The sequence below is a fragment of the Sphingobacterium sp. 1.A.5 genome (assembly GCF_002734235.1).
GTDB classification, from domain to species: Bacteria; Bacteroidota; Bacteroidia; order Sphingobacteriales; family Sphingobacteriaceae; genus Sphingobacterium; species Sphingobacterium daejeonense.
The window spans coordinates 227,938-251,737 of the sequence record NZ_PEBA01000045.1 but is presented as its reverse complement, the minus strand read 5'-3'; the positions used below and the strand labels follow the sequence as shown (position 1 = coordinate 251,737).

The window sequence follows — 23,800 nt, the reverse complement described above, 5'->3', positions numbered from 1 at the left end:
CCCAAAATCTAATTAGAATGGCAGTAGAAAACAACAATGTAGTAACATTGAATTATGTACTTCACACAATTGAAGATAATGGTGAGAAGACATTTGTAGAGCAAACAACAACTGAAAATCCTTTAACTTTTTTATACGGTGTAGGTATGATGCTTCCTAAGTTTGAAGAGAATATCGCTGGATTAAATGCTGGTGACAAGAAATCTTTCGAATTAGAGGCTGGCGATGCTTACGGTGAGCGTGATGATCGTGCTATTGCACAATTACCTGCTGACATGTTCAATGAGACAGGATTACCTCCAGTAGGAGAAGTTCTACCATTACAAGACAACCAAGGAAATCAATTCCGCGCTGTAGTAGTTGAAGTAACTCCAGAAGCAGTTGTTGCGGACTTAAACCACCCAATGGCTGGAAAAAAATTAAACTTCGATATCGAAATCTTAAACACTCGTGAAGCAACTCCAGAAGAACTATCTCATGGACACGCTCATGGTGCTGATGGTAACGAAGGTCACTAAGAGACGGAAACACCTCAAAAAAAAGGTCACTGAGAAAAAAATCTCAGTGACCTTTTTTTTGGGATATGACGATTTAGATGTGAGATATGAGATTTGAGATTTGAGATAGTAAATTGGAAATTGAAAGGTAGACATGGGAAGAGATAGGATTACAAAAAACATCACGACATAGCGTGGCTGAATTTGCTGTGGTTGGGACTGAATCGCTGGCTGGTGGGGACACCAGCCAGGGCAGCAAGACAGCCGTAATGACGCAACTGTAGATGCTGTGATGAATGGCTGTAGTTACCAACCGAGACGTGTTGCCATAGGTGTGCCGTTATGGGTGTTCGTAAGTGCCGTGGTCGGTGTCTCCACCGACCACTATTCTAGATCTCTGGCAAGTTATTAGGCTTTGTATTGCTTGCTTGTGTTCCACCAGCCAAGGCATTAAATGTTCTGGCAGTTGTCCCAACCAGTCTGTCCGGCGGTTCATATCTCAAATCTCATATCTCACATCCCACATCTATTCACTATCTTTATCCTATGAACCGATTCCTTACGACAATCTTATTTCTATTAGCTTTCTCTTCGATCTCCTTGGGTCAAGGAAAGGGAAAGCAACCTAACATTATCTTGGTATTTATGGATGATTTGGGGTATGGGGATTTGGGGGTTACGGGTGCTTTGGATTATCATACTCCGGTATTGGACCGGATGGCAAATAATGGTATTAGGTTCACGAATTTTTTGGTTCCTCAAGCTGTTTGTTCGGCTTCGAGGGCAGCATTGTTGACGGGTACCTATCCCAATAGAATGGGAATCAGTGGCGCATTTATGCCAAATGCAGGGGTTGGCTTAGCACCGGAGGAAGAAACCCTGGCGGAAATGCTGAAAAGTAAAGGCTATGCTACCCAAATCATTGGAAAGTGGCATCTGGGAAATGAGCCTGAATTCCTCCCTACTAAACAGGGTTTTGATGCTTATTATGGGATCCCTTACTCAAATGATATGTGGCCGGTAGGATTTGACGGGAAACCTGCAAAAACTGACAGTTATGTTGCCAAATATCCAGTTTTGCCTTTATTGCAGATCAAGGGAGGTCAGGCAAGACCAGACACGGTCATGAAAATCAATAACTTGGAAGACCAAGCTGTTCTAACAGAAAAATATACTCGACAAGCTGTTGACTTTATCAACAATAACAGGAAAAAGCCATTTTTTCTATACTTAGCACATAGCATGACGCATGTTCCAATTGCTGCATCCAAAAAGTTCAGAGGAACCTCAGAACAAGGCTTATTTGGAGACGTGATGCAAGAAATCGATGATTCCATGGGTCAAATCTTAAAATCTTTGAAAGATAACGGCATATCAGATAATACCATCGTAATCTTTACAAGTGATAATGGTCCATGGTTGAACTTTGGAAACCATAACGGATCTTCTGGAGGATTCAGGGAGGGAAAAGGTGCTAGCTGGGAAGGTGGTCAACGTGTTCCCTGCATCATATCATGGCCAAACAAAATCAAAGAAGGTCGAATTAACAACAACCTGACCAGTAGCATGGATATCTATGCTACTATTGCAGAACTCAGCAATTTTAAAGGTCAAAAAAATCAAATTGATGGTATCAGTTTTTTAGATCAGATTTCCGATTCCAATGCCCCTGCACATAGGCAATCCATGTATTACTACTATAACAAAAATGATCTTGAGGCGGTCAGATATAAGAATTGGAAACTGGTATTTCCGCATAGATCAAGATCTTACGAAGGTATTTTGCCGGACAATGATGGCTTTGGCGGAAAATACAATGAACATGAGATAAAAGAAATGGAACTTTATGATCTTCGTCGAGACCCAAGCGAACGCTATAATGTTATTGAACAGAATCCTGAAATTTTGAAGGTTTTGCTAGGCATAGCTGAGGAAGCCAGAAATGACCTTGGCGACAATCTGACCAAGTCTGAAGGTAAAAACAGAAGACCGTTAGGCAGGATAAAATAGAGAAGAAGCCTATAATTTCGTTGCTCTCAGCATTTCTCTCTTTCCGGGTGCTCCAGCGGCTTTTTCGATACTGAATCCCAATGCCTTCATGGCTCTTTTTAAATTTCCGGTGATGGCATAAGTTACAAAAACACCTCCCGTTCTTAAGAATTGACATACATGCGCCAAAGTTTCTGGAGTCCACATTTCAGGTTGATGGATTTCAGCAAATGCATCAAAATAAATTACATCAAACCTTTCTTCCGATTGAAAATCCATAACCTTTTGGTGTGCGATTTCAAGTTGGATGAGTTCATTAAAAGAGAGTTTGGATTCAAGCGCATTAGCATAATTCTCAACAAATTGGTCCCATATTTCGGTGTTTACATATTGATTGTATTCGGACTGCACAATTAGCTCTGGCTTGAGCGGATAGGCTTCAATACCAATATAATTGAGATTTACATTGTTTTTAGAACAATAATCAGCTGTTAACAAGAAATTCAATCCTGTACCAAAACCAATCTCCAATATGGATGCCGATTGGGCGGATTCCTTGTCCAGCCAATAGCGGAGACCCGTATTCAGGAACACATGGATACTTTCCTGTTGGGCACCATGTTTTGAATGATAGTGTTCACCTACCTGATCATGGTATAAAGTTTTTGAGCCATCTGCTGTTTTAACGAATTCCATTATTTATTTTTGGCAAATCTAAAATAAAAACAAGTATTTTAGCTTGAACAATTACTTAAATGAAAGAAATTCTTAAAAATTACGGAAGTATCATCTTACTTCTGATAGGTATAACCGTCGGTAGTCTGATAGGCATATTCTTCCCTCAAATGGTAGATATCCTAAAACCTATTGGTGATATTTTCCTTAATCTACTCTTTGTATCCGTTATTCCACTTTTATTTTTTGCTATATCATCTTCGATCGCGAATATTGAAGACAGTAACAAATTGGGGAAAACCATTGGCATTATGACCTCGGTTTTTGTTGTTACGATTATCATTGCCGCTATTGCAACGATTGCTGGTCTTTGGGCATTTCCTGTTACTGCTATTTCGGATGGATCAGCTGTTAATGAAGCTTTATCGACCAACGCCGATGAAACTTGGGGTGATAGAATTGTTCGTTTTTTGACTGTTGATGAATTTGCAAACCTTCTTTCACGGAAAAATATCCTGGCTTTTGTAATTTTTTCGCTCTTGGTAGGTACAGCGACTCGCAAATCTGGCGAAATGGGAAAACAATTCACTGCTTTTCTGAATGCAGGAAACAAGGTGATGGAAAACTTATTGATTTTGGTGATGAAAGCTGGCCCAATAGGTTTAGGTGCATACTTTGCCTACCAGGTAAAAACTTTGGGCCCTGAATTATTTGGGTTCTATGCAAAACCACTTGGCTTCTATTATGCTTTTGGGATTATCTTTTTCTTTGTGTTTTTCAGTATCTATGCATTTATTGCAAAAGGCACGTCAGGCGTAAGCTCATTTTGGAAGCACAATATTTCACCTTCCTTAACTGCCATCAGTACCTGTAGCAGTTTGGCAACCTTACCTGCCAATCTTATAGCAGCCAATAAGATAGGAATACCAAAAGAAATCTCCAGCATCGTAATTCCTATCGGAAACACACTTTATAAAAATGGATCTTCTATTTCATCTATTTTAAAGATTTATGTGGCCTTTTCCATCCTTGGATGGGACTTTTTTGAACCTACAACCTTGTTGACAGCTGTTGGGATTACGGTTTTAGTTTCGATGGTTGCTGGAGGGATTCCAAATGGAGGATTCATTGGTGAGATGTTGATGATTTCAATTTATGGTATCCCCAATGAAGCAGTACCTTCCATATTAATTATTGGTGCTTTAGTTGATCCCTTAGCAACTGTATTAAATGCTACTGGCGACACTGTTGCTGCCATGTTGGTCACTAAATTCTCTGGTGAGAAATTTAACCCTGAACAAGCGGAGGCTTAAACCAAAATCTTTCGTTTTTCAACAAGTTAAATATCAATATTTTACAATACTCAGCGAGAACTAATTAGAATTATTCTAAATAGGTCATTTTCTTTGCTAAATTCATTCCTTGAACTAGTATTTCGTAATTTTGCAATTGGTTAATATTATATTCTTATCACAATGAAGAAAAGTTCGATCATTTTAATTGTAATTATAGCTATAGCTATTGCGATGATACTTGTGATCTATACCGATTCTAGTACATATTCAACATTTACTGAAGCGAAGGAGAAGAAGACAGAATTGTATGTTGTAGGTGTTTTGAATAAACAGAAGGACTTACATTATGATCCTGTAAAGGATGCCAATCATTTTTCGTTTTATATGTTTGACAACGACAGCACGGAATGTCAGGTGGTATTCAATGGGTCGAAGCCACAAGATATCGAACGTTCTGAACAAATTGTATTGACAGGAAAAATGGAAGGCAATGTTTTCCATGCTAGCAAGATTTTGATGAAATGTCCTTCAAAATACAATCAAGATCAGATGGAGGTAATTGAGACATCCTCTGCCCCTGCGACAGCATCAGTAAATTAAAAAATCTTTACCTCAATATTCTATGGACGTAAATTACGTTGGAGAAAATCTACTTCCAGGTCAAATTGGACAGTTTTTCGTTGTCCTTTCATTTGGAGCAGCATTATTATCCTTCATTTCCTATTTTTTTGCCAGCCAGTACCCTGAAGAAAAGTCTTGGAAACAATTAGGACGCATTGGATTCTGGCTGAATGCACTTTCCATTGTTGTCATTGGTGCCACACTTTTTTATATTATCTACAACCATCTCTTCGTATATCATTATGCATATGCGCATTCATCGATGACGCTTCCTACGCATTACATTATATCTTCCTTTTGGGAAGGTCAGGAAGGTAGTTTTTGGTTATGGATGTTTTGGCAGGTTGTATTAGGCTCTATCTTATTATTCAAAGCCAAGAGCTGGGAAAGCCCTGTGATGACCTTTGTTATGCTATGTCAGGTATTTCTAGCATCAATGCTGTTAGGTGTCGAGATATTTGGCTCTCGTATTGGTAGTTCACCTTTTATCTTATTGAGAGATGCTATGGATTGGCCAATCCTAAAGGACCCTAATTATCTAAGCATGATCAAAGATGGCCGAGGATTAAATCCATTGTTGCAGAACTATTGGATGGTTATCCACCCACCTACCCTTTTCTTGGGTTTTGCGTCTATGATTGTTCCTTTCGCATACGCTGCTGCTGGATTATGGCAAAAGCGCTATAAAGATTGGATCACACCAGGATTACCTTGGGCATTATTTGCAGTGATGATCTTAGGTGCAGGTATTATTATGGGATCCTTTTGGGCATATGAAGCTCTAAACTTTGGAGGATTCTGGGCATGGGACCCGGTAGAAAACGTTTCTATCATACCTTGGTTAACCCTAATTGCTGCCGTTCACGTTATGGTAGCTTACAAGAACACAGGACATGCCTATTTTACCGCGGTTTTCTTGGCGATGATTAGTTTCGTTTTGGTTATCTACGCTTCGTATTTAACTCGTAGCGGTATCCTTGGCGAGACTTCGGTTCACTCCTTTACCAGTTTGGGAATGTCAGGACAGTTGATCTTCTTCAATGTGGCTTTCTTGATCATCATGATTGTTTTATTGGTTGTGAGAAGAAAAGATATGCCAAGCACCAAGAAGGAAGAAGAAATCTATTCCCGCGAATTTTGGTTATTCATCGGTGCATTAGTATTGACTGTTGCCTGTGTCCAAATGATCGCTACAACTTCCATTCCGGTTTTCAATGCATTGTTTGGCACAAAAGTAGCACCTCCAATTGACCCTATTCCACATTACAACAAGTGGCAGGGAGCATTTGCAGTTGTAGTTATGTTATTAACTGCTTTTACACAGTTCTTAAAATACAAGCGTTCGGACAGCAAGAAATTCTGGGCTGCTACATTAGCGTCTTTTATATTTGCTTTAATCATCTCGGGCTTAGTGGTGTACTTTACCCATATCTACACCAATATCATGTATATCCTCCTAACGTTTGCCTCTATCTTCTGTATTTTGGCCAACTTGAGGATTTTAGGGGATTCATTCAAAGGAAAATGGCGTTTGGCAGGATCTGCGGTATCACATATAGGTTTTGGTCTTCTCCTTATCGGAGCTTTAATTGCAGCTGCTACCAATGAAGTAATTTCAGTAAATAGCAGTAATTACATAGCAGTAGCAGGATTTGACCAAGTTGAGAAACCTGGTGACAACTTATTCTTGACAGAAGGTGAGCCCGTAAATATGGGTAAATATAGAATTACCTATGTTGGAGATTCTGTTGCCCGACCGAATGTATATTACAAAATCAAATACGAAGAAGTCGATGAGGAAACTGGCAATGTGAAGAAATCATTTATTCTTAAGCCATTTGCTCAGAACAACCCTCAAATGGGTGGTTTGATCGGAACTCCTGGCACCAAGCATTTTATCACACACGATATTTACACCTTGATTACTGCTGCGGCATCTGATTCTCAGAAACCAGCTCAGGCAGAAGGTGAAGGTGAAAGTGCCGGATTTGAGGAATATGAAGAACCAGCAACCTATGAAGTCAATGTTGGGGATACATTACGCTATAGAAACGGATATTATGTTATTGAAGGCATCAATAAAGATGCAAAACTTGAGAATATGCCAAAAGCTGAAGATGATATCTTGGTAGGTTTAAAGATCAAGGTTGTATCCGCAGATGGAAAAGAATATCCTGTAGAACCTATATTTTTGATCAAGGGTGGCAATACATTTGATTTTTACAAAGATGTTCCTGATCAAGGTTTGAGATTCAGGTTTACGAAAATTATGCCTGAGAAGAACAAGTTAGAATTGATGTCTTACCAAAAACCTCTTCCTGAGAAGAAATGGGTAGTTTTTAAAGCGATTAAATTCCCATACATCAATTTCTTCTGGTGTGGTACAATTGTAATGACGATTGGTTTCTGTATGGCAATCTATCGACGGGTAAAAGACAATAAATTAAAGGAATCAAAACAAGCTGCATAATGAAGATCGTCCTGATAGGCAGCGGAAATATTGCTACCCATTTGGGTAAGGCTTTCTCTGATGCTGGACATCAAATCGTGCAAGTATATAGCAAAACATTAGCCAATGCATCTGCATTGGCTAATGTTTTAGATAGTGAAGCGATTGACGATTTAAATCAAATTGACTTAGATTCCGATTTATACCTATTAGCAGTTACAGATTCTGCAATTAGCAATGTTGCAGATGCTATTCCTAAAAATCTAAAAGGTATAGTAGCTCATTGTTCAGGTGCAACTGATATCTCTATTCTTAAAGATTTTAATCAACATGGGGTTATTTACCCTGTTCAGAGTTTCTCCAAGAACAAAGAACTAGATCTCAGCCATACTCCTTTTGGAATTGAAACAAATACAGAATTAAGCTATGATCTTTTGCTTGGATTGGCGTGTCAAGTTTCAGATCAAGTTTTCCGTTGTAACACCAAACAAAGGTTAGCTCTTCATATTTCTGCTGTTTTTGCGAACAACTTCAGTAATGCTTTATTTCAGATTTCTTATGATCTATTGGCGGAGCAAGAATTATCTTTTGATTTGATTCGTCCTATCATTCTTGAGACGGCAGAAAAGGTACAAAATCATATACCTAAGCAAGTTCAGACAGGTCCTGCCTTGAGAAATGACAATTCCACGATGTTAACGCATTTCAACTTTATTAGTTCCCATCCTGATTGGCAACTTATTTACCAAAAAATATCAGACCTTATTATCAAAACAAGAGAGAATAAATCAGAAAATTAGGAATTCAGCAATTCTTTCATCTAGCTGTTTATTTTTTCTTTATACCCACTGAACTTACTAATTTTGCATGCAAATAACCGGTTAGTTGGTTCTTGCCCTATTTATGGCACATTTATAGCGGAACCTAGACTGTGGTAAATATTAAAAATATAAGTTTAGCATAATAATTACATCATGCAGGTAAGAAAACTCATCCTAGGGATCATTATTGTTATCAATTTAATAATAATTTCTTTTGGTATTATCTTCACACCAAGCTGGTTCTGGTTGCTTATTATACCATTTCCTCTTTTAATAATCGCATTGTATCACAGTTTTCAGACGAAACATGCGATTTTGAGAAACTACCCATTAGTTGGATATTTCCGTTACTTTTTAGAATCTATTCGTCCTGAATTAAGGCAATATTTTTGGGAGTCTGATACGGACGGTAGACCATTTAATAGACGTCAACGATCTATTGTTTATCAACGTGCAAAAAATCAACGTGAGACTGTTGCTTTCGGTATGCAAAGTGATCCGCAGGCGGTAGGAAATGAGTGGGCTGCCCATAGTATTTTCCCTGTTCATATTGAAGATCACAACCTCCGCACTACGGTCGGGAATAGCGCCTGTAAACAACCATATAGTTTAAGTGTATTCAATATCTCGGCAATGTCCTATGGTGCGTTGAGTCGTACTGCAATTACAGCCTTGAACAAAGGAGCTGCCTTGCAGAACTTTGCTCACAACACCGGAGAAGGTGGTATTTCACAATATCATATCAATGGTGGAGATTTGATATGGCAAGTAGGTACAGGTTATTTCGGATGTAGAGACGAGAACGGTTATTTTGAGCCAAATTTATTCCGCGAGAAATCAACACGTCCTTATGTTAAGATGATTGAGTTGAAATTGTCTCAAGGAGCAAAGCCTGGACATGGTGGTATCCTTCCTGCAGCAAAGAATACTCCTGAGGTCGCTGCTATTCGTCACGTTGTACCTGGAACAGACGTTATGTCTCCTCCTGCGCATAGTTCATTTAAAACACCGGTTGAGATGATGCATTTTATCCAACAATTGCGTGAATTATCGGATTATAAACCTGTAGGGTTTAAGCTTTGTATTGGTGATAAACAAGAATTTATTGAGATCTGTCAAGCGATGCAAGAAACGCAGATTATGCCTGACTTTATTTCGATAGATGGTTCTGAAGGCGGAACAGGAGCTGCACCTCTTGAATTTACAGACAACTTAGGTATGCCATTATATGATGCCTTAGCATTTGTAACTACGACATTGATAAATTTCGGTCTTAAAAAACATATCAAGATTATCGTTTCGAGTAGAATCGTTACTGGATTTGACATCTTGAAAGTAATCGCATTGGGTGCTGATGCATGCTACAGTGCTCGTGGTATGATGTTCGCATTAGGCTGTATTCAAGCATTAAAATGTAATGAAGACGTATGTCCAGTAGGAGTTGCAACACAGCAACCACACCTTTATAAAGGTCTTAATGTAGACGACAAATACGTCCGCGTAGCACAATTCCACCGTAACACTTTACGTGCTACTGTAGAAATCATGGAAGCTTGTGGATTCAATAGCCTGGAAGAAGTCAATGCTGACAAATTCTTCCGTAAAGTGGACAGCCAGAATACCCTAAGCTTCCAAGACATTTACTTTAAAAATACGGGTAAGTTGGTTAACAACCGTAGTGACTTTGCTCCGGAGGTTTTTGATTAACGACACCTATTTTAAGTTATTAAAAACTATCTCTAAAAGCTGCTGAGCTTGTTGCATAGAGCCTCTATCAACACCCTCGAGCGCTTCAGAGATAGTTTTTTCTGCTTGTTGCATACACTTATCTTTGATCTTATGGCCTTGGGCTGTTAAATAGATTTGGTTTGCTCGTTTATCTCCGGAACTGCAAACACGCACTAAAATCTTCTGTTTTTCGAGGTTTGAAATCAATCTTGACACACTCGGTTTATCCCGGAAGGTCAATTTGGCAATGTCTTGTTGGCTTAATCCTTCGGTCTCCCAAAGGAAATATAAAACACTCCATTGTTCTGCTGTAATTGGAATGCCACTCTCCTTAAAGTTTCGCTGCAATCGTCTGCCAATTGCTGTGGAAACTCTCCCCGTTAAGAAAGAATAGAACTCACTAGCATAGTTAGTTTCACTTGTCATCATGTAAGGTTAATTAATATGGTAAATAAGTTGTTGATGCAATTAAATGATAAATTACTGTATTTGCAAATTATTTTATTGCAGTATAAGAAATTGAAGGAAAAATTTAGCTATTTTTATTGATATGGAGAACCTCATCATTCTTATTATTGTAGTTGGAGCGATTTACAAAATCTATAAAGGCTACATAGAAGAACAGGAGAAGGCAAAGAAAAGGTTGGAGCAAATCAAAAGAGAGCTTCAGAACAAAAATCCTCATCAGGCGCCAGTTCCTCAGGTTCCTATTCCCCAACCTGCCAAGACTAGCTCTAAACCACCTCTAGTAACCCAGAAAAAGGCGGAATCATTTAATGATTATCCAGAATTTGATGAAGTTGAAATTGCTAGGCAGCGGAAAATTGAACAAAAAAGGCTTGAAGCTGAAAGACGTCTCAAACAAGAAAGACAACGAACTCCAACGAAACAGATTCAAATAGAAGATCTTGATGCACAGCATTTTGACCTTCGAAAAGCAATCATTCAACAAGCCGTTCTAGAACGTCCGTATAAAGATTAATTTCTATAGAAATTTAAAAGGATCTTGATCTTTTAAGAATGGAAATTGTTCTCTATTCTCTTCTAGATCTTTAGGATTTAGCGTAAAAGTATATAAATCTTCATCTTCAGGTTTATAATACACCACATCGCCATTTGGGGATATACACATTGACCCTCCTGAGTAATATACTTCTTTTCCATCATGTCCTACGCGGTTGACACCGATGACAAAGGCTTGATTTTCGATTGCTCGCGCTGGGATCAATGCTCTCCAATGTGCTGATCTCTTATCTGGCCAACTAGCAGTATATACCATTAAATCATATGCTCCATTTTGATTTCTAGACCAGGTTGGGAACCTGAGGTCATAACATATCATTGGACATATTTTCCAGCCTTTCAGCTGAAAGATTATTCTTGATTCTCCTGGAGTAAATATTTTGTCCTCTCCTGCCATTGTGAACAAGTGACGCTTATCGTAATGCACAAAACTTCCATCAGGAGACATCCATACAAAACGATTATAATATTTACTGTTTTCCTCGATTATCAATGAGCCAGCAACGACACATCCAAATTTCTTTGATGTTTCAAACAACCAATGCATGGTTTTTCCATTCATTGTTTCGGCACATTTCTCCACATTCATGGTGAAGCCAGTATTGAACATTTCGGGTAGAATGATCAAATCTGTTTTCTCGCGTAATGAAGACAATCTCAAACCTAAATTCTGCAGGTTTTTATCTACATTTTCCCAAAAAAGATATGCTTGAAATATGGTGATTTTTAGTGGCTCCATTAGCGTCATTTACTCTGTATGATCTTAAACTCAATTCCCCAAATTATAAAAAACAAAGCAAATATCATAATTAACGCGTACGATGCATTAACGTATCGGCTAACATCCTTAATTCTGCTTTCTGCGCTTCTGAAACGGCAATTGAATCCAATTTATTGTATGCCAGCTCCATATATCTAGACTTAATGTCCTCGGCATACTTGTCAACCTCGAATTTAGCATACAAGTTTTTCATACGACTTACCTTATCAGCATCCTCAATTGTATCCAAATCGATAAGTTTCTGAAATTCCTCTTTTGATTCTTCGTCCAATAATTGTTCTGTCTTAATTCTTAAGATTGTTTTTTTATTGCACAGGATATCACCGCCTACTTGTTTTCCAAAAGTTTCAGGATTTCCATATACATCCAAATAATCATCCTGCAACTGGAAGGCGATTCCTAAATTAACTCCAAAATCATAGATTAATTCTTGTTGTTGCTGATCTGCATTGGCTAAAATAGCTCCCATTTGAAGCGCTCCGCCCAATAATACAGAAGTCTTCAACTTGATCATATTCAAGTAATCATCTTCTGACACATTTGATTTCTTTTCAAAATCCATGTCATATTGCTGACCTTCGCATACCTCCAAAGCTACTTTGTTGAAGACACTCAATAAATCAGGAATATGTGCTGAAGGACTTTTTCCGAGTTCTTGATAAGCTTTTACCAATAAAGCATCTCCGGAAAGAATAGCCACATTGTCATTCCATTTTTGATGAACAGTTGCTTTTCCTCTTCTTAGTGGTGCCCTATCCATAATATCATCATGTATCAATGAGAAATTATGGAAATACTCGATAGCTATACTTGCTGGAACCACTTCCTGAAGGTTCTCCTTTCCAAATAATTTGGCGCCCATCAACACAAGTACTGGCCTAATGCGCTTGCCTGATAAGGAAAGAATATACTTGATTGGATCATATAGGTCGGCAGGTTGCTTTGGATATTCAGTATTTTGAATATATTCCGCGATCAACTTGCCATATGGATGCTGTTCGAACATAATCATTTAAAATAATCACGAAGATAGGGATTTGTGCTGATTTAGTACCACAGAATGGATTTGATTTTAGCCTTTTACTCCGTAAATTGCAAAGAAAAATAGAGATCAACTTATGCGTATACTCATCATTCACAATCAATACCAACACATAGGGGGCGAAGATTTTGTAATGGGACAGGAAATGGAGGCTTTGAGGAAGAATCATGAGATTGATCTCTATACCGTCAGGAATCAAAAAGGATCTCAGGGATATCTGCAATATTTATTCTACCCAATGAATTGGCCTGAAGTAAAGAAGATAAAGCAAAAAATAGAAGAGTTTAAACCTGACCTAATCCATATCCACAATATGCATTATGCTCTTGGGCCCTTGTTTATCCTTCATATCAAGAAATTGAAGATTCCAATGGTAATGACCTTACATAATTTTCGGTTGATCTGCCCTTCTGCTACGCTGTTCCACGATGGCAATATTTTCTTGAATTCTATCAAAGAAGACTTCCCATGGGATGCTGTAAAGAGAAAAGTTCTCGAAAACTCGTATCTCAAAACCTTTTGGACAGCCTTCACTTATTGGATTCATAGAAAACGAGGAACATTTAAACATATAGATCGATTTATTACACTCTCAGAATTTTCAAAATCCATTTTTGCTAAATCCAAATTCAACGTTTCGATGGATAAGTTTGTGGTGAAGCCAAATTTTGTAAAGGTTGAGGCTGTCAACAAGGAATATCCAAGCGATTATTTTGTCTATGTTGGACGCTTGTCTGAGGAAAAAGGAATTCTTCCTCTTCTACATGCTTGGAAAGCTACCGATCATAAATTAAAAATATTCGGTACAGGTCCTTTGCAAAAGGAAGTTGAATTAATTGTTAGCAATAGTCCTAACATGCAATATTTTGGGTTTCAGGACAAGCAGACTTTAAGTAATAATATTGCGTCTGCGACAGCAGTAGTTGTTCCTTCTGTATGTTATGAATCGATGCCTTTATCTGTTTTGGAAGCCTTTGCCTTAGGGACCCCAGTCATTGCCAGTAGTATTGGCATATTAACTGAAATGGTTGTACCTTTGTATACAGGCTTGCTTTTTGACCCTCACAATCATATTGATCTGGTTCAGAAATTAGCAGAGTGGAAATCCTTACCGACAGCAAAAATCGAAGTGATTAAGGAAAATTGCCGTAAGGAATATTTAGAGAAATATAGCCAACCCATTGTAATGGAGGAATTAGAAAGAATCTATTCTGATGTTTTGGCTGAATCAAAAAATTAAGAGATGAATACAATCATAATAATGGACAGATTGGGCTTGGCTCCTCAAATTCAAGAGGCTCTTGCAACCGTATATGACCCTGAATTAAAACCTGCGAATATTCTTGATCTGGGACTGATTTACGAAATCATCACCAAAGAGAATAAGCAGGCTAAGATTGTTATGACCTTAACTGCCCCAGCATGTCCAGTTGCTGGCGAGATCATGAATGAAGTACAGCAAAAAGTTGCTGCAATTGATGGTATCGATGAGGCAATCGTTGAACTTACCTTCGACCCGCCCTGGACTAAGGATATGATGACGGAAGAAGCTAAATTGGAATTAGGGTTTTTATAACCGTAAATCTGGATATATATTTTAATCTAAACTATTAGTTTTAGATTCATCTGTCTTTTCTCCAAAATAAATCTTTAAAGCCTTTAGTTGTTTTAGATTTAAAACTTTCATTAATTCTTCATCTGAAGCTTCGCGGGTTTTTTTGACTGATTTAAAAGTCTTCAAAAGTTTCTCAACCGTAACTTTTCCGATTCCGGGGATATTATCAAGTTCAGAAACAAAGGTTTTACGGCTTCTTTGATTTCTATGGAAAGTAATACCAAAACGGTGTGCTTCATCCCTTAGATGTTGGATAATTTTTAAGGTTTCAGATTTCTTATCCAAGTACATTGGATATTGATCTCCTGGATAATAGAGTTCTTCCAGTCTCTTGGCAATACCAATAACGGTCATTTGCTTTTCTATACCCAGCAACTTGAGGCTCTTCAATGCTGCCCCTAACTGCCCTTTCCCGCCATCAATGATCACTAGCTGTGGCAATGATTGATCTTCATCCAAAAGTCTTCTATAACGCCTGAAAACTGCTTCCTCCATCGTAGCAAAGTCATTCGGTCCCTCCACGGTTTTCACATTAAAATGTCTATAATCCTTTTTGGAAGGTTTGGCGTCTTTGAAGACCACGATTGCTGAAACAGGATAGTTACCTTGGATATTTGAGTTGTCAAAACATTCAATATGTCTGGGAAGTTGGGGTAAGCGAAGATCCTTTTGCATCTGCTTTAAGATTCGGTCTACCTTCACCTCGGGATTCAGTTTCTCATATTGTAGAAGTCTTTCCTTTTTGAAATAAGCCACATTTTTTTGAGAAAGTTCCAATAATTTCTTTTTATCTCCCAGTTTAGGGACAAGAAACTTGATGTCTTCATTACCTTCGATATCTAATTCAAAAGGTACGATTATCTCTCTGGAATGACTTCTGAATCTTGACCTCAATTGAGGAATAGCTATTGCCAGCAACTCTTCATTTGTTTCATCCAAACGCTTCTTGAGTTCCACTGTCTGGGTCTGAATAACTACACCATTGACTACCTTAAGGAAGTTTACAAAAGCATAATTATCTTCAGAAGCTATGCTGAAAACGTCAACATTGGTAATTGAAGAACTAACGACAGTAGATTTACTTTGATAGTTGGATAGTTTATCCAATTTAACCTTGAACTTATGAGCGCCTTCAAAATCCATTTGTTGAACCGCAGCATTCATTTGATCTTTAAGTCGATTTGTTACGACGGCAATCTTTCCATTGAGAATATCTTTTATATCAGACAGGTTCTGGTCATAGTTCTCTTCGGATTGGTATCCTTCACATGGGCCCAAACAGTTGCCTAACTGATATTCTAAACAGACTTTGAATTTTCCTTTGGCTATATTTTCTTGTGTGAGGCTGAGGTTGCAGGTTCTTAAAGGGAATAATTCCCTGATCATATCCAGAATGATGTGCATCATGCCTACCGAAGCATAAGGTCCATAATATCTTGATCCGTCTTTGATATATTTTCTGGTCCAGAAGATTCTGGGAAAAGGTTCATTTTTGATGACAATCCATGGATATGTCTTGTCATCTTTTAACATGACGTTATATCGGGGTTGATGCTTTTTGATGAGGTTATTTTCCAACAGCCAAGCATCAATTTCGGTATCTACAATGGTAAAAGCGATCCGGTTTATTTTTCTGACCAGAACCCTTGTTTTACTGTTGAGTTGATTTTCATTAACAAAGTATGAACCCACCCTATTTCGAAGGTTTTTGGCTTTTCCAACATAGATCAGCGTATCATCCTTGTCAAAATATTGATAGACCCCAGGTTTATGAGGTATCTTGGTTAATTCCTTTTTATAGTTAAATTCCATCGTAGCACAAAAAAACAGACCTTTATTTTTGAAGAATAAAGGTCTGGTCTAATTTATTAAAGAATCGGTTAAAATCCTAACCTATCGTCTTCCATCAGTTGAGAATCACTCTTCGCCGGATCATTTCCATAGAATTGCGAGTAATTCGAACAGTTCATTTCAAACCTTGTAATACCACCTGGAGGCTGCGGGAAATCCTCCTGCGAATAACTCAGGTCTTTGTCCTTATATACTTTGTTCATATACAATCCGAATACCGGCATCGCTGCTGCAGCACCTTGTCCATATTGCATACTACTAAAGCTAATTCCTCTATCTTCAGCACCGGTCCAAACTCCTGTTACCAATTCTGGTGTAATACCGATAAACCAAGCATCGGAGTTATCGTTGGTAGTACCTGTTTTACCTCCGATAGGGTTTTTCAAGCCACCAAAATTAGGATCCCATCTCAAACGTGATCCTGTACCACCATCAACCACACCTTTTAACATATCCACCATTGCATAAGCGGTTTCACTGTTCAATGCTTTCAACACTTTCGGAGCTTTTTCATAGATTGGAGATCCATTTTTATCTTCAATACGTAAGATCATAGTTGGTTCAACCCATGTACCTTGATTTACGAATGCAGAATAAGCACCCACCATGTCAAACAATGAGGCATCGTAAGAACCTAGTGCAATTGATAAGTTGTTTGGTATATTTGAGGTTACCCCCATTCTCTTCGTTAAGTCTGCCACATTCGCAGCACCTACTTCGCTGATCAAATAGGCTGAAGCAAAGTTTTGTGAATATTTAATGGCATTCTTAAGCGTGATTGGGTTACCACCTTGGGTAGTTCCTTTTGGTGTCCAATCTCCATAAGTACGCATGTAATTTGGAATAGAAACACAAGGACCATAGCCATTGTCGATTGCATAAGCATAAACAAATGGTTTTGCTGTTGAACCTACTTGGCGTGTACCTAATTTCACTTGGTCATACTTGAAGTGTTCAAAGTCAATCCCTCCTACCCATGCTCTGATATAACCCGTTTGTGGTTCCATCGAAACCATTGCATTACGCAAAAACAGCTTGGTATATTTAATAGAGTCCATAGGCGTCATCACCGTGTCCACACTACCTTTCCAAGTGAATAGGTTCATAGGAACTTTTTTGTCGAATTCCTTTTTGATTTGATCTTCAGATAAACCTTCTGCTTTTAATACCCTGTAACGATCGGAACGCTTCATCCCTCTGACCAACAATTTAGCATTTTCACCAGTAAAAGCATTTCTGCGTCTCCATTGTTTGTCAAACTCATTCTGCAAGCGTCTCATCCACTCTTTCTGAGCTTCTTCAGCATATTGTTGCATTTTGTAATTGATCGGAGTATATATTTTTAATCCATCACGATCCAAATCATATGGTGTTCCATCTGGTTTTGTAATCGCCAAACGTTGGAACTCTTTTTTGATCTCTTCTTTTAATACCGCTCGGAAGTATGGTGCTAATCCTTCACCATAATTAGAGATGGTCAATTTAAGGCCAATTGGATCTTCTTTAGCTTTATCAAACTCTTCATTGGTGATAAAATTCTGATCACGCATATTTTGCAGAACCAGATTCCTTCTGGCAATGGCTCTTTCAGGATAACGAACAGGCGAATAATATCCTGGTCCTTTTAGCATACCTACCAATAAGGCAGATTGTGCTGGCGTTAATTTATCTGGAGTTGTATTGAAGAAAGTTCTTGCGGCAGATTTAATACCAAAAGTATTGTATGCACCAAAGTCGACGGTATTGAAATACATCATTACAATTTCTTCTTTGGTATAGTTTCTTTCCAAGCGAACTGCTGTAATCCATTCTTGGAATTTCTGCATAATACGTTTGATCGGATTTCTTTCACGTTTTTCAGCAAATAAGTTCAGTGCCAACTGTTGCGTGATGGTACTTCCCCCTTGTTTGTTTCCTGCCAAAGTCAAAATAATGGTAGACATGGTACGAGAATAGTCAATTCCTGAGTGCTCGTAAAAACGCTTGTCTTCGGTAGATATCAAGGCATGAACTAGCGAAGGTGCCAATTCATTATATTTTACATTAGACCTGTTATGAACGAAATAAGTTCCTAACACTCTATTGTCATCTGTCAGAATTTCTGATGCTAAATTACTTTTTGGATTTTCAAGATCTTTGAACGTAGGCAACTTACCAAATATTCCAATTCTAACGCTCAGGAGGAATAGACCTGCAAATACAACCAAACCCAACAATATCTTCCAAAAGAGCCCCGTATATCGCTTTACGTCTTCTTCTGTAAGTTTACTACTTTTTGATTCTCTCTTCATTTGTAAATTTAATGAAACAACGAACTTATCCTTACTGCTTTAAGTTCATTTCCATATAAACAGTAAGTGTGCCAATTCTCATTTGGCAACAACAAAAATACCATATTTTTCTCGACGTAAATAAATCTTAGGTCTCATAGTATTAAAAAATATTATTCGAGCATAGAAATTGTCTGTTTAAATCGATTTGAGGGCAGAAAAAAATAACTACCTTAGTTTGATATGCCGAAAATAAAATCGCAAGCTGGATTACTTTTCATTTTTATCACTGTAGTATTGGATTCGATTGGGCTAGGGATTATAATTCCGGTTATGCCTGCGTTGATCCGGGAATTGATCCATGGTGACCTGAGTCAAGCTTCGGCATATGGAGGCTGGCTAACCTTCTGTTATGCATTTATGCAATTTTTCTTTGCTGCTATTCTCGGCAACTTAAGTGACCATTATGGTAGAAGGCCAGTTTTGCTATGTTCTTTATTTGGATTTACCATCAATTATCTGCTGATTGGTTTTGCACCATCCATTTTTTGGCTTTTTGTAGGTCGGCTGGTGGCCGGAGTTACTGGCGCTAGTCATACAGTCGCAGCAGCCTATATTGCTGATGTCTCGACCAAGGAAAATAAAGCTCAAAACTTTGGTTTGCTCGGTGCAGCTTTCGGTTTAGGTTTTATTATAGGCCCGGTAATCGGTGGAATTTTAGGCCATTATGGACCCAGAGTCCCTTTCTTCGCTGCAGCAAGTCTAACGTTTCTTAATTTTCTATATGGCTATTTTGTTGTTCCTGAGTCGTTGCCAAAAGAACATAGGCGCAATTTCCGTTGGATAAACGCAAATCCCATCGGCAGTTTCAGACATATCAAAAAATATCCTATCATCATGCCTTTAGTGGTCTGTATTTTCCTGATCAACATTGCTGCTCATGCCGTTCAAAGTACTTGGTCATATTTTACCATGGAAAAATTCCATTGGAATGAAAGAATGGTCGGATATTCCTTAGGAGTGATTGGGATTTTATTGACCATTGTTCAAGCTGGACTGATCCGAGTTATCATTCCCAAGCTGGGATTGGCGAAAAGTATTGTCACGGGTCTATTCCTCAACTGTATTTCCTTATTTGCTTTTGGTATTGTTGACACAACCCTCCTACTGTTTGTAACCAGTATTTTCTATGTTTTTGCTGGAATTGCGGGTCCAGCCATGCAGAGTTCCATTTCCAACCATACCCCTGCGAATGAACAGGGACAGATTCAGGGCGGACTCACCAGTATTATCAGCTTAACAGCTATAATTGGTCCTTTGGTCATGACCTCCCTTTTTTCATTCTTCACCAAAAAAAATGGTCCGATGTATCTACCGGGCGCACCATTTTATCTCGGAAGTCTTTTAGCATTGATCGCTGTGATTATTGCTATCAATTACTTTAGACAGAACAATCAATAATTTATTTTTTCCAATAAACAAACCGCATAAGCAACGACACCTTCTTCTCGGCCAATAAAACCCATTTGTTCATTTGTAGTAGCTTTAATGGATACATCCTCTACAGAAATACCTGCTGCTTCAGCAATATTAGCTTTCATCTGCGGGATATAGGGTTTGATTTTGGGAGCTTCCAAACAAAGCATTCCATCAATATTCCCTAATTCAAAGCCTTTTTCTTTGATTAAAACGATGCAGTGTCTCAATAGATCCAAGCTATTTGCACCTTTCCAACGCTCATCTGTATTCGGAAAATGATAACCAATGTCCTCAAGATTAGCAGCACCCAATATGGCATCACAGATTGCATGCGCCAAAACATCTGCATCTGAATGTCCAAATGCACCAGCATGGTGATCTAAGGTCACTCCGCCAACAACGAATGGATGACCTTCTTTCATTTGATGAACGTCAAAACCGAAACCTACTTTTATTTTCATAAGAGCGAAGATAGGGATTATTTCGATGATATAATTTGAGGTGGGTAAGATGTCTATGTGGCGGTAGAATAGTGGCACCCATAGCGGGCAATGTCATTAAGTTAACGATGCTGCCCGGTAGGTGTATAACCTTTATAACCAAAAAATAGTTTCCAGAGCTTTAGCTCTGGAATGACAGGTTCTTTTTTTTTAAGAGGCTATTTTTGGGGAAATAGGCATAAGACATTGGACATTTCAAGGTGATGATCAGTTTGGACGGTAACTACAGTGTTGGATATTAACAAACCTGCAAAACCCATGAGGTTGACATTGGCTAGAGAGGTGCAACTATTCTAGCATAATTCAATGAAATTGGCAACAAATCCCACCTTACCTTTCCAACTTTATCCTAAACAAAAAAGGTCGCTGAGGGTATTCCTCAGCGACCTTTTTTTGATTCCTTTTATTTTCAGCTTACGCTGAAACTTCTTCGTTTACGAACTCATCGTATAATTCAGAGAATGCTTCATAGTCTTCATCTGATGATGGTTCGAAGGTACGGATGTTGTTCTCTTGGATGTAAGCTAGGATTTCCGGATTGATATCTGCATCAGCTTTTACGGCTACATCAGTAAAGGACAGTGCTCCTTTATAGATGTCTACATAGCTTCCTGAGGCATAATCCTTCAGTTTTTCTGCATCGATGTCTGTTTGTGCAGCCATCTCAGCATACTTTGTTCCTAATGAATCATTTCCGAAATCCTCATTGTACAATGAGAAGAACACTTTGGAGTCTTTGAAGGTTGGGTCGTCTTGATACACTGTTTTCAAATACGCTGGTACCATTGCTGTAAACCATCCATGACAGTGCACTACATCTGGTGACCAACCGAGTTTTTTAACGGTTTCCAAGGCTCCTTTACAGAAGAACAATGAACGTTCGTTGTTGTCTGCAAAACCTTTTCCCTGCTCATCACGAAAAACTTTTTTCCGCTGAAAGTATTCTTCATTATCCAAGAAGTACACCTGCATTCTTGCTGCTGGCAAGGATGCTACCTTAATAATTAGCGGATTATCATTATTGTCCACCACAATGTTCATTCCCGACAACCTTATCACTTCATGAAGACGATTTCTGCGCTCATTAATATTACCAAAACGCGGCATGAGAATTCGGATTTCGAACCCTTTTTCTTGCATAGCATGTGGTAACTGGCGTGTTATTTCAGAAATTTTACTTAATTCAAGGAAAGGCGACATTTCATGGGTTATAAACAAGATTTTCGTTTTTGCCATCTCCAACTGTTTTTTATATTATTGAATAGTAAAATCGGTCTACAAAGATACAATTAATTTATCAATTTTACAATTGATTAAAAATCATCATTTTATAATTTAAAGATTATTGCCCATTTTTGCACCTTATTTCATAATTTTTGCACGTGAAAATATTTCGCACTAAGCAGGAACTCCAACAAGAATTGAGTGGAATCCGCAAAGAAAATAAAGTCATCACCTTGGTCCCTACCATGGGTGCACTGCATGAAGGTCACTTATCTTTAATTAATTACGCCAAGCCTTCGACCGATGTAACAATCTGTAGCATTTTCGTCAATCCGACCCAGTTCAATGACCCTAAGGATCTTGAGAAATACCCCAGACCCATTGAAAATGACATCGCCCTCTTAGAGTCTGTTGGTTGCGACATTCTATTTTTGCCTTCAGTGGAAGAAATGTATCCTGAAAATGACCCTCAATGGCAAATTGACCTCGGAGATTTAGATCGTATTTGGGAAGGAGAACACCGTCCAGGCCACTTTCAGGGTGTTACACAAATCGTTTACAAGCTTTTTGACCTTGTAAAACCCAACCAAGCTTGCTTTGGACAAAAAGACTTTCAACAGGTTATGGTCATACAGCGTATGTTAGAAATCAAGAACCTTGATATCAAACTGTTGATCTGCCCTATTGTAAGGAACGAAAAAGGATTGGCATTGAGCTCACGCAATGCTCGTCTTACAGAAGCCGGCAAGGAGAATGCTTTAACACTTATAAAATCTCTCAGGTATATAAAAGATAACCTGGATACACAATCTGTTGAGGAACTATTAGAAGGAGCAAAAGCGATTATTGCTTCAAACCCAGAGGTGGAGTTAGAATATTTGAGTATCTGCGAAACGAAGTCCTTGACTCCCGTAACTAAGTTGGAAGAAGGCAAAAAATACGTAGGATTAATTGCTGCATGGGTTGAAAACGTACGTTTAATTGACAATATATTACTTTCTCATTAGAATAATTTACAGATCAAATTACATTAAAAGACTAACTTTGCATTATGATGATAGAAGTAATGAAATCAAAAATTCATAGAGCGCGTGTTACACAAGCTGAATTGAATTATGTAGGTAGCATCACCATCGATCAGGACCTGATGGATGCTGCCGATATTATTGCCAATGAAAAAGTACAAATTGTAAACAATAACAATGGGGCCAGATTGGAGACTTATGTGATTCCTGGAGAACGTGGGACTGGAACTATTTGTTTGAATGGTGCTGCTGCTCGTCTTGTTCAGGTAGGAGATATCGTAATTATTATTTCCTATGCATTGATGGAACGCGAAGAAGCTAGAAATCACAAACCTCTTTTGGTATTCCCTGATGAGCACAACAAAATCGTTTAATATCCTCAAATAGCAATAAAATTGCTAATTTTAGCATACATTTGACCTGTGCATGCATAGACTAACCTCATATCGCCAATTACTTGCCCACTTCCTATTGGTATGGATGTGTGGCATTATTACGAGCGGCGTAGTCTTCATGCACAAGGAGGTCACCTCCACTGGTGAGATCGTTACTCACATTCACCCTTACAACCTTGGCGAAAAGAAACATCACCAGCACCATTCTGATGCTGAGATTCGTTTCTTGGACATCGTTTATCAGGGCAGCTACCTTAATTGGTCACCATTTGTTTTCGAGGCACCTATTCAACCTGAATTCACTGTTTTTGAATTCGGCTATAGGACTTACCATATTCTCTTACAAGACCATGAAATCCACTCCGGACGCGGTCCCCCTTCTTATATTTCTTAAATCATTTTTCAAAAAACGGACTTCATTCAATCATGATTAGCGATTGCTATTCATAAAATTATTGTATTGTCCACCATTTTTTTCATGATGTAGGAAGAATTATTTTCCTACCGATTGCTGGGTTCC

At 38.4% G+C, this 23,800-nt stretch carries 22 protein-coding genes; 14 read left to right on the top strand and 8 right to left on the bottom strand.

Translation table 11 applies throughout. From position 1 onward, the window contains the following. Window positions 1–17: 17 nt before the first annotated feature. Together CRT24_RS15450 and CRT24_RS15445 are read left to right on the top strand one after the other, a co-directional pair. Window positions 18–518 carry a peptidylprolyl isomerase gene (locus CRT24_RS15450; protein ID WP_099372101.1) on the top strand — a complete coding sequence of 167 codons (501 nt, stop codon included), beginning with the start codon at window positions 18–20 and terminating at the stop codon, window positions 516–518. Between the two features lie 525 nt (window positions 519–1,043). Next, window positions 1,044–2,507, top strand: coding sequence for a sulfatase (locus CRT24_RS15445; protein ID WP_099372100.1), 1,464 nt, complete (start codon window positions 1,044–1,046; stop codon window positions 2,505–2,507). Window positions 2,508–2,516: 9 nt separating this feature from the next. Here the strand turns inward: CRT24_RS15445 and mnmD are convergent, their stop codons facing one another. Then, window positions 2,517–3,182, bottom strand: coding sequence for a tRNA (5-methylaminomethyl-2-thiouridine)(34)-methyltransferase MnmD (mnmD, locus tag CRT24_RS15440; RefSeq protein ID WP_099372099.1), 666 nt, complete (start codon window positions 3,180–3,182; stop codon window positions 2,517–2,519). A gap of 59 nt (window positions 3,183–3,241) precedes the next feature. Here mnmD and CRT24_RS15435 point away from each other — a divergent pair, with 59 nt between their 5' ends. The 5 genes from CRT24_RS15435 to CRT24_RS15415 all read left to right on the top strand — a co-directional run bounded on the left by CRT24_RS15435 (window position 3,242) and on the right by CRT24_RS15415 (window position 10,054). Then, entirely contained in the window at window positions 3,242–4,474 is a 1,233-nt protein-coding gene (locus tag CRT24_RS15435; protein ID WP_099372098.1) for a dicarboxylate/amino acid:cation symporter, read from the top strand. Window positions 4,475–4,636: 162 nt separating this feature from the next. Next, window positions 4,637–5,056, top strand: coding sequence for a cytochrome c maturation protein CcmE (locus CRT24_RS15430; protein ID WP_099372097.1), 420 nt, complete (start codon window positions 4,637–4,639; stop codon window positions 5,054–5,056). Window positions 5,057–5,078: 22 nt separating this feature from the next. After that, on the top strand, window positions 5,079–7,547 hold the full coding sequence (locus tag CRT24_RS15425; RefSeq protein WP_099372096.1) for a heme lyase CcmF/NrfE family subunit: 2,469 nt from the start codon (window positions 5,079–5,081) through the stop codon (window positions 7,545–7,547). Continuing rightward, entirely contained in the window at window positions 7,547–8,326 is a 780-nt protein-coding gene (locus tag CRT24_RS15420; RefSeq protein ID WP_099372095.1) for a Rossmann-like and DUF2520 domain-containing protein, read from the top strand. The genes CRT24_RS15425 and CRT24_RS15420 overlap by 1 nt, the downstream gene beginning before the upstream one ends. Before the next feature lie 336 nt (window positions 8,327–8,662). Beyond that, window positions 8,663–10,054, top strand: a complete 1,392-nt coding sequence (locus CRT24_RS15415; protein ID WP_257214062.1) for an FMN-binding glutamate synthase family protein — start codon at window positions 8,663–8,665, stop codon at window positions 10,052–10,054. Window positions 10,055–10,060: 6 nt separating this feature from the next. Here the strand turns inward: CRT24_RS15415 and CRT24_RS15410 are convergent, their stop codons facing one another. Then, entirely contained in the window at window positions 10,061–10,504 is a 444-nt protein-coding gene (locus tag CRT24_RS15410; RefSeq protein ID WP_099372093.1) for a MarR family winged helix-turn-helix transcriptional regulator, read from the bottom strand. Window positions 10,505–10,625: 121 nt separating this feature from the next. Here CRT24_RS15410 and CRT24_RS15405 point away from each other — a divergent pair, with 121 nt between their 5' ends. After that, window positions 10,626–11,057 carry a hypothetical protein gene (locus tag CRT24_RS15405; protein ID WP_099372092.1) on the top strand — a complete coding sequence of 144 codons (432 nt, stop codon included), beginning with the start codon at window positions 10,626–10,628 and terminating at the stop codon, window positions 11,055–11,057. Between the two features lie 3 nt (window positions 11,058–11,060). Here CRT24_RS15405 and CRT24_RS15400 read toward each other — a convergent pair whose 3' ends face one another. Continuing rightward, the gene (locus tag CRT24_RS15400) at window positions 11,061–11,837 is read right to left on the bottom strand and encodes an amidohydrolase (RefSeq protein ID WP_099372136.1); all 777 of its coding nucleotides are present in this window, start codon (window positions 11,835–11,837) and stop codon (window positions 11,061–11,063) included. Window positions 11,838–11,907: 70 nt separating this feature from the next. Continuing rightward, window positions 11,908–12,885 carry a polyprenyl synthetase family protein gene (locus CRT24_RS15395; RefSeq protein WP_099372091.1) on the bottom strand — a complete coding sequence of 326 codons (978 nt, stop codon included), beginning with the start codon at window positions 12,883–12,885 and terminating at the stop codon, window positions 11,908–11,910. A 112-nt stretch (window positions 12,886–12,997) separates the two neighbouring features. On the opposite strand from CRT24_RS15395, the gene CRT24_RS15390 reads away from it, so the two are divergent. Continuing rightward, window positions 12,998–14,161 (top strand): glycosyltransferase family 4 protein, encoded by a 1,164-nt coding sequence (locus CRT24_RS15390; RefSeq protein WP_099372090.1) that lies wholly within the window; start codon window positions 12,998–13,000, stop codon window positions 14,159–14,161. Between the two features lie 21 nt (window positions 14,162–14,182). Continuing rightward, window positions 14,183–14,497 (top strand): iron-sulfur cluster assembly protein, encoded by a 315-nt coding sequence (locus CRT24_RS15385; RefSeq protein ID WP_099372135.1) that lies wholly within the window; start codon window positions 14,183–14,185, stop codon window positions 14,495–14,497. 21 nt (window positions 14,498–14,518) lie between these two features. On the opposite strand, the gene uvrC is transcribed toward CRT24_RS15385, so the two are convergent. Both uvrC and CRT24_RS15375 read right to left on the bottom strand, forming a co-directional pair. Next, window positions 14,519–16,348, bottom strand: coding sequence for an excinuclease ABC subunit UvrC (gene uvrC, locus CRT24_RS15380; protein ID WP_099372089.1), 1,830 nt, complete (start codon window positions 16,346–16,348; stop codon window positions 14,519–14,521). A 68-nt stretch (window positions 16,349–16,416) separates the two neighbouring features. Then, a complete protein-coding gene (locus CRT24_RS15375; protein ID WP_099372088.1) occupies window positions 16,417–18,678 on the bottom strand; it encodes a penicillin-binding protein 1A in 2,262 nt (753 codons plus the stop codon). Window positions 18,679–18,900: 222 nt separating this feature from the next. Between CRT24_RS15375 and CRT24_RS15370 the strand changes: the two genes are divergently transcribed. Beyond that, complete coding sequence (locus tag CRT24_RS15370; protein WP_099372087.1) at window positions 18,901–20,118, top strand: TCR/Tet family MFS transporter; 1,218 nt, start codon at window positions 18,901–18,903, stop codon at window positions 20,116–20,118. On the opposite strand, the gene ispF is transcribed toward CRT24_RS15370, so the two are convergent. Together ispF and CRT24_RS15360 are read right to left on the bottom strand one after the other, a co-directional pair. Next, window positions 20,112–20,597: a 2-C-methyl-D-erythritol 2,4-cyclodiphosphate synthase gene (ispF, locus tag CRT24_RS15365; protein ID WP_099372086.1), complete on the bottom strand. Its 486-nt coding sequence runs from the start codon at window positions 20,595–20,597 to the stop codon at window positions 20,112–20,114. The genes CRT24_RS15370 and ispF overlap by 7 nt on opposite strands. Window positions 20,598–21,050: 453 nt before the next feature. Further along, complete coding sequence (locus CRT24_RS15360) at window positions 21,051–21,872, bottom strand: glycogen/starch synthase (protein ID WP_099372085.1); 822 nt, start codon at window positions 21,870–21,872, stop codon at window positions 21,051–21,053. Between the two features lie 146 nt (window positions 21,873–22,018). On the opposite strand from CRT24_RS15360, the gene panC reads away from it, so the two are divergent. From panC to CRT24_RS15345, 3 genes are read left to right on the top strand one after another with little or no spacing between them, the layout of a single operon-like run. Continuing rightward, a complete protein-coding gene (gene panC, locus CRT24_RS15355) occupies window positions 22,019–22,867 on the top strand; it encodes a pantoate--beta-alanine ligase (protein ID WP_099372084.1) in 849 nt (282 codons plus the stop codon). A gap of 44 nt (window positions 22,868–22,911) precedes the next feature. After that, a complete protein-coding gene (gene panD, locus CRT24_RS15350; protein ID WP_094255370.1) occupies window positions 22,912–23,259 on the top strand; it encodes an aspartate 1-decarboxylase in 348 nt (115 codons plus the stop codon). Between the two features lie 52 nt (window positions 23,260–23,311). Beyond that, window positions 23,312–23,674, top strand: a complete 363-nt coding sequence (locus tag CRT24_RS15345) for a hypothetical protein (RefSeq protein ID WP_144034594.1) — start codon at window positions 23,312–23,314, stop codon at window positions 23,672–23,674. Window positions 23,675–23,800: the final 126 nt, after the last annotated feature.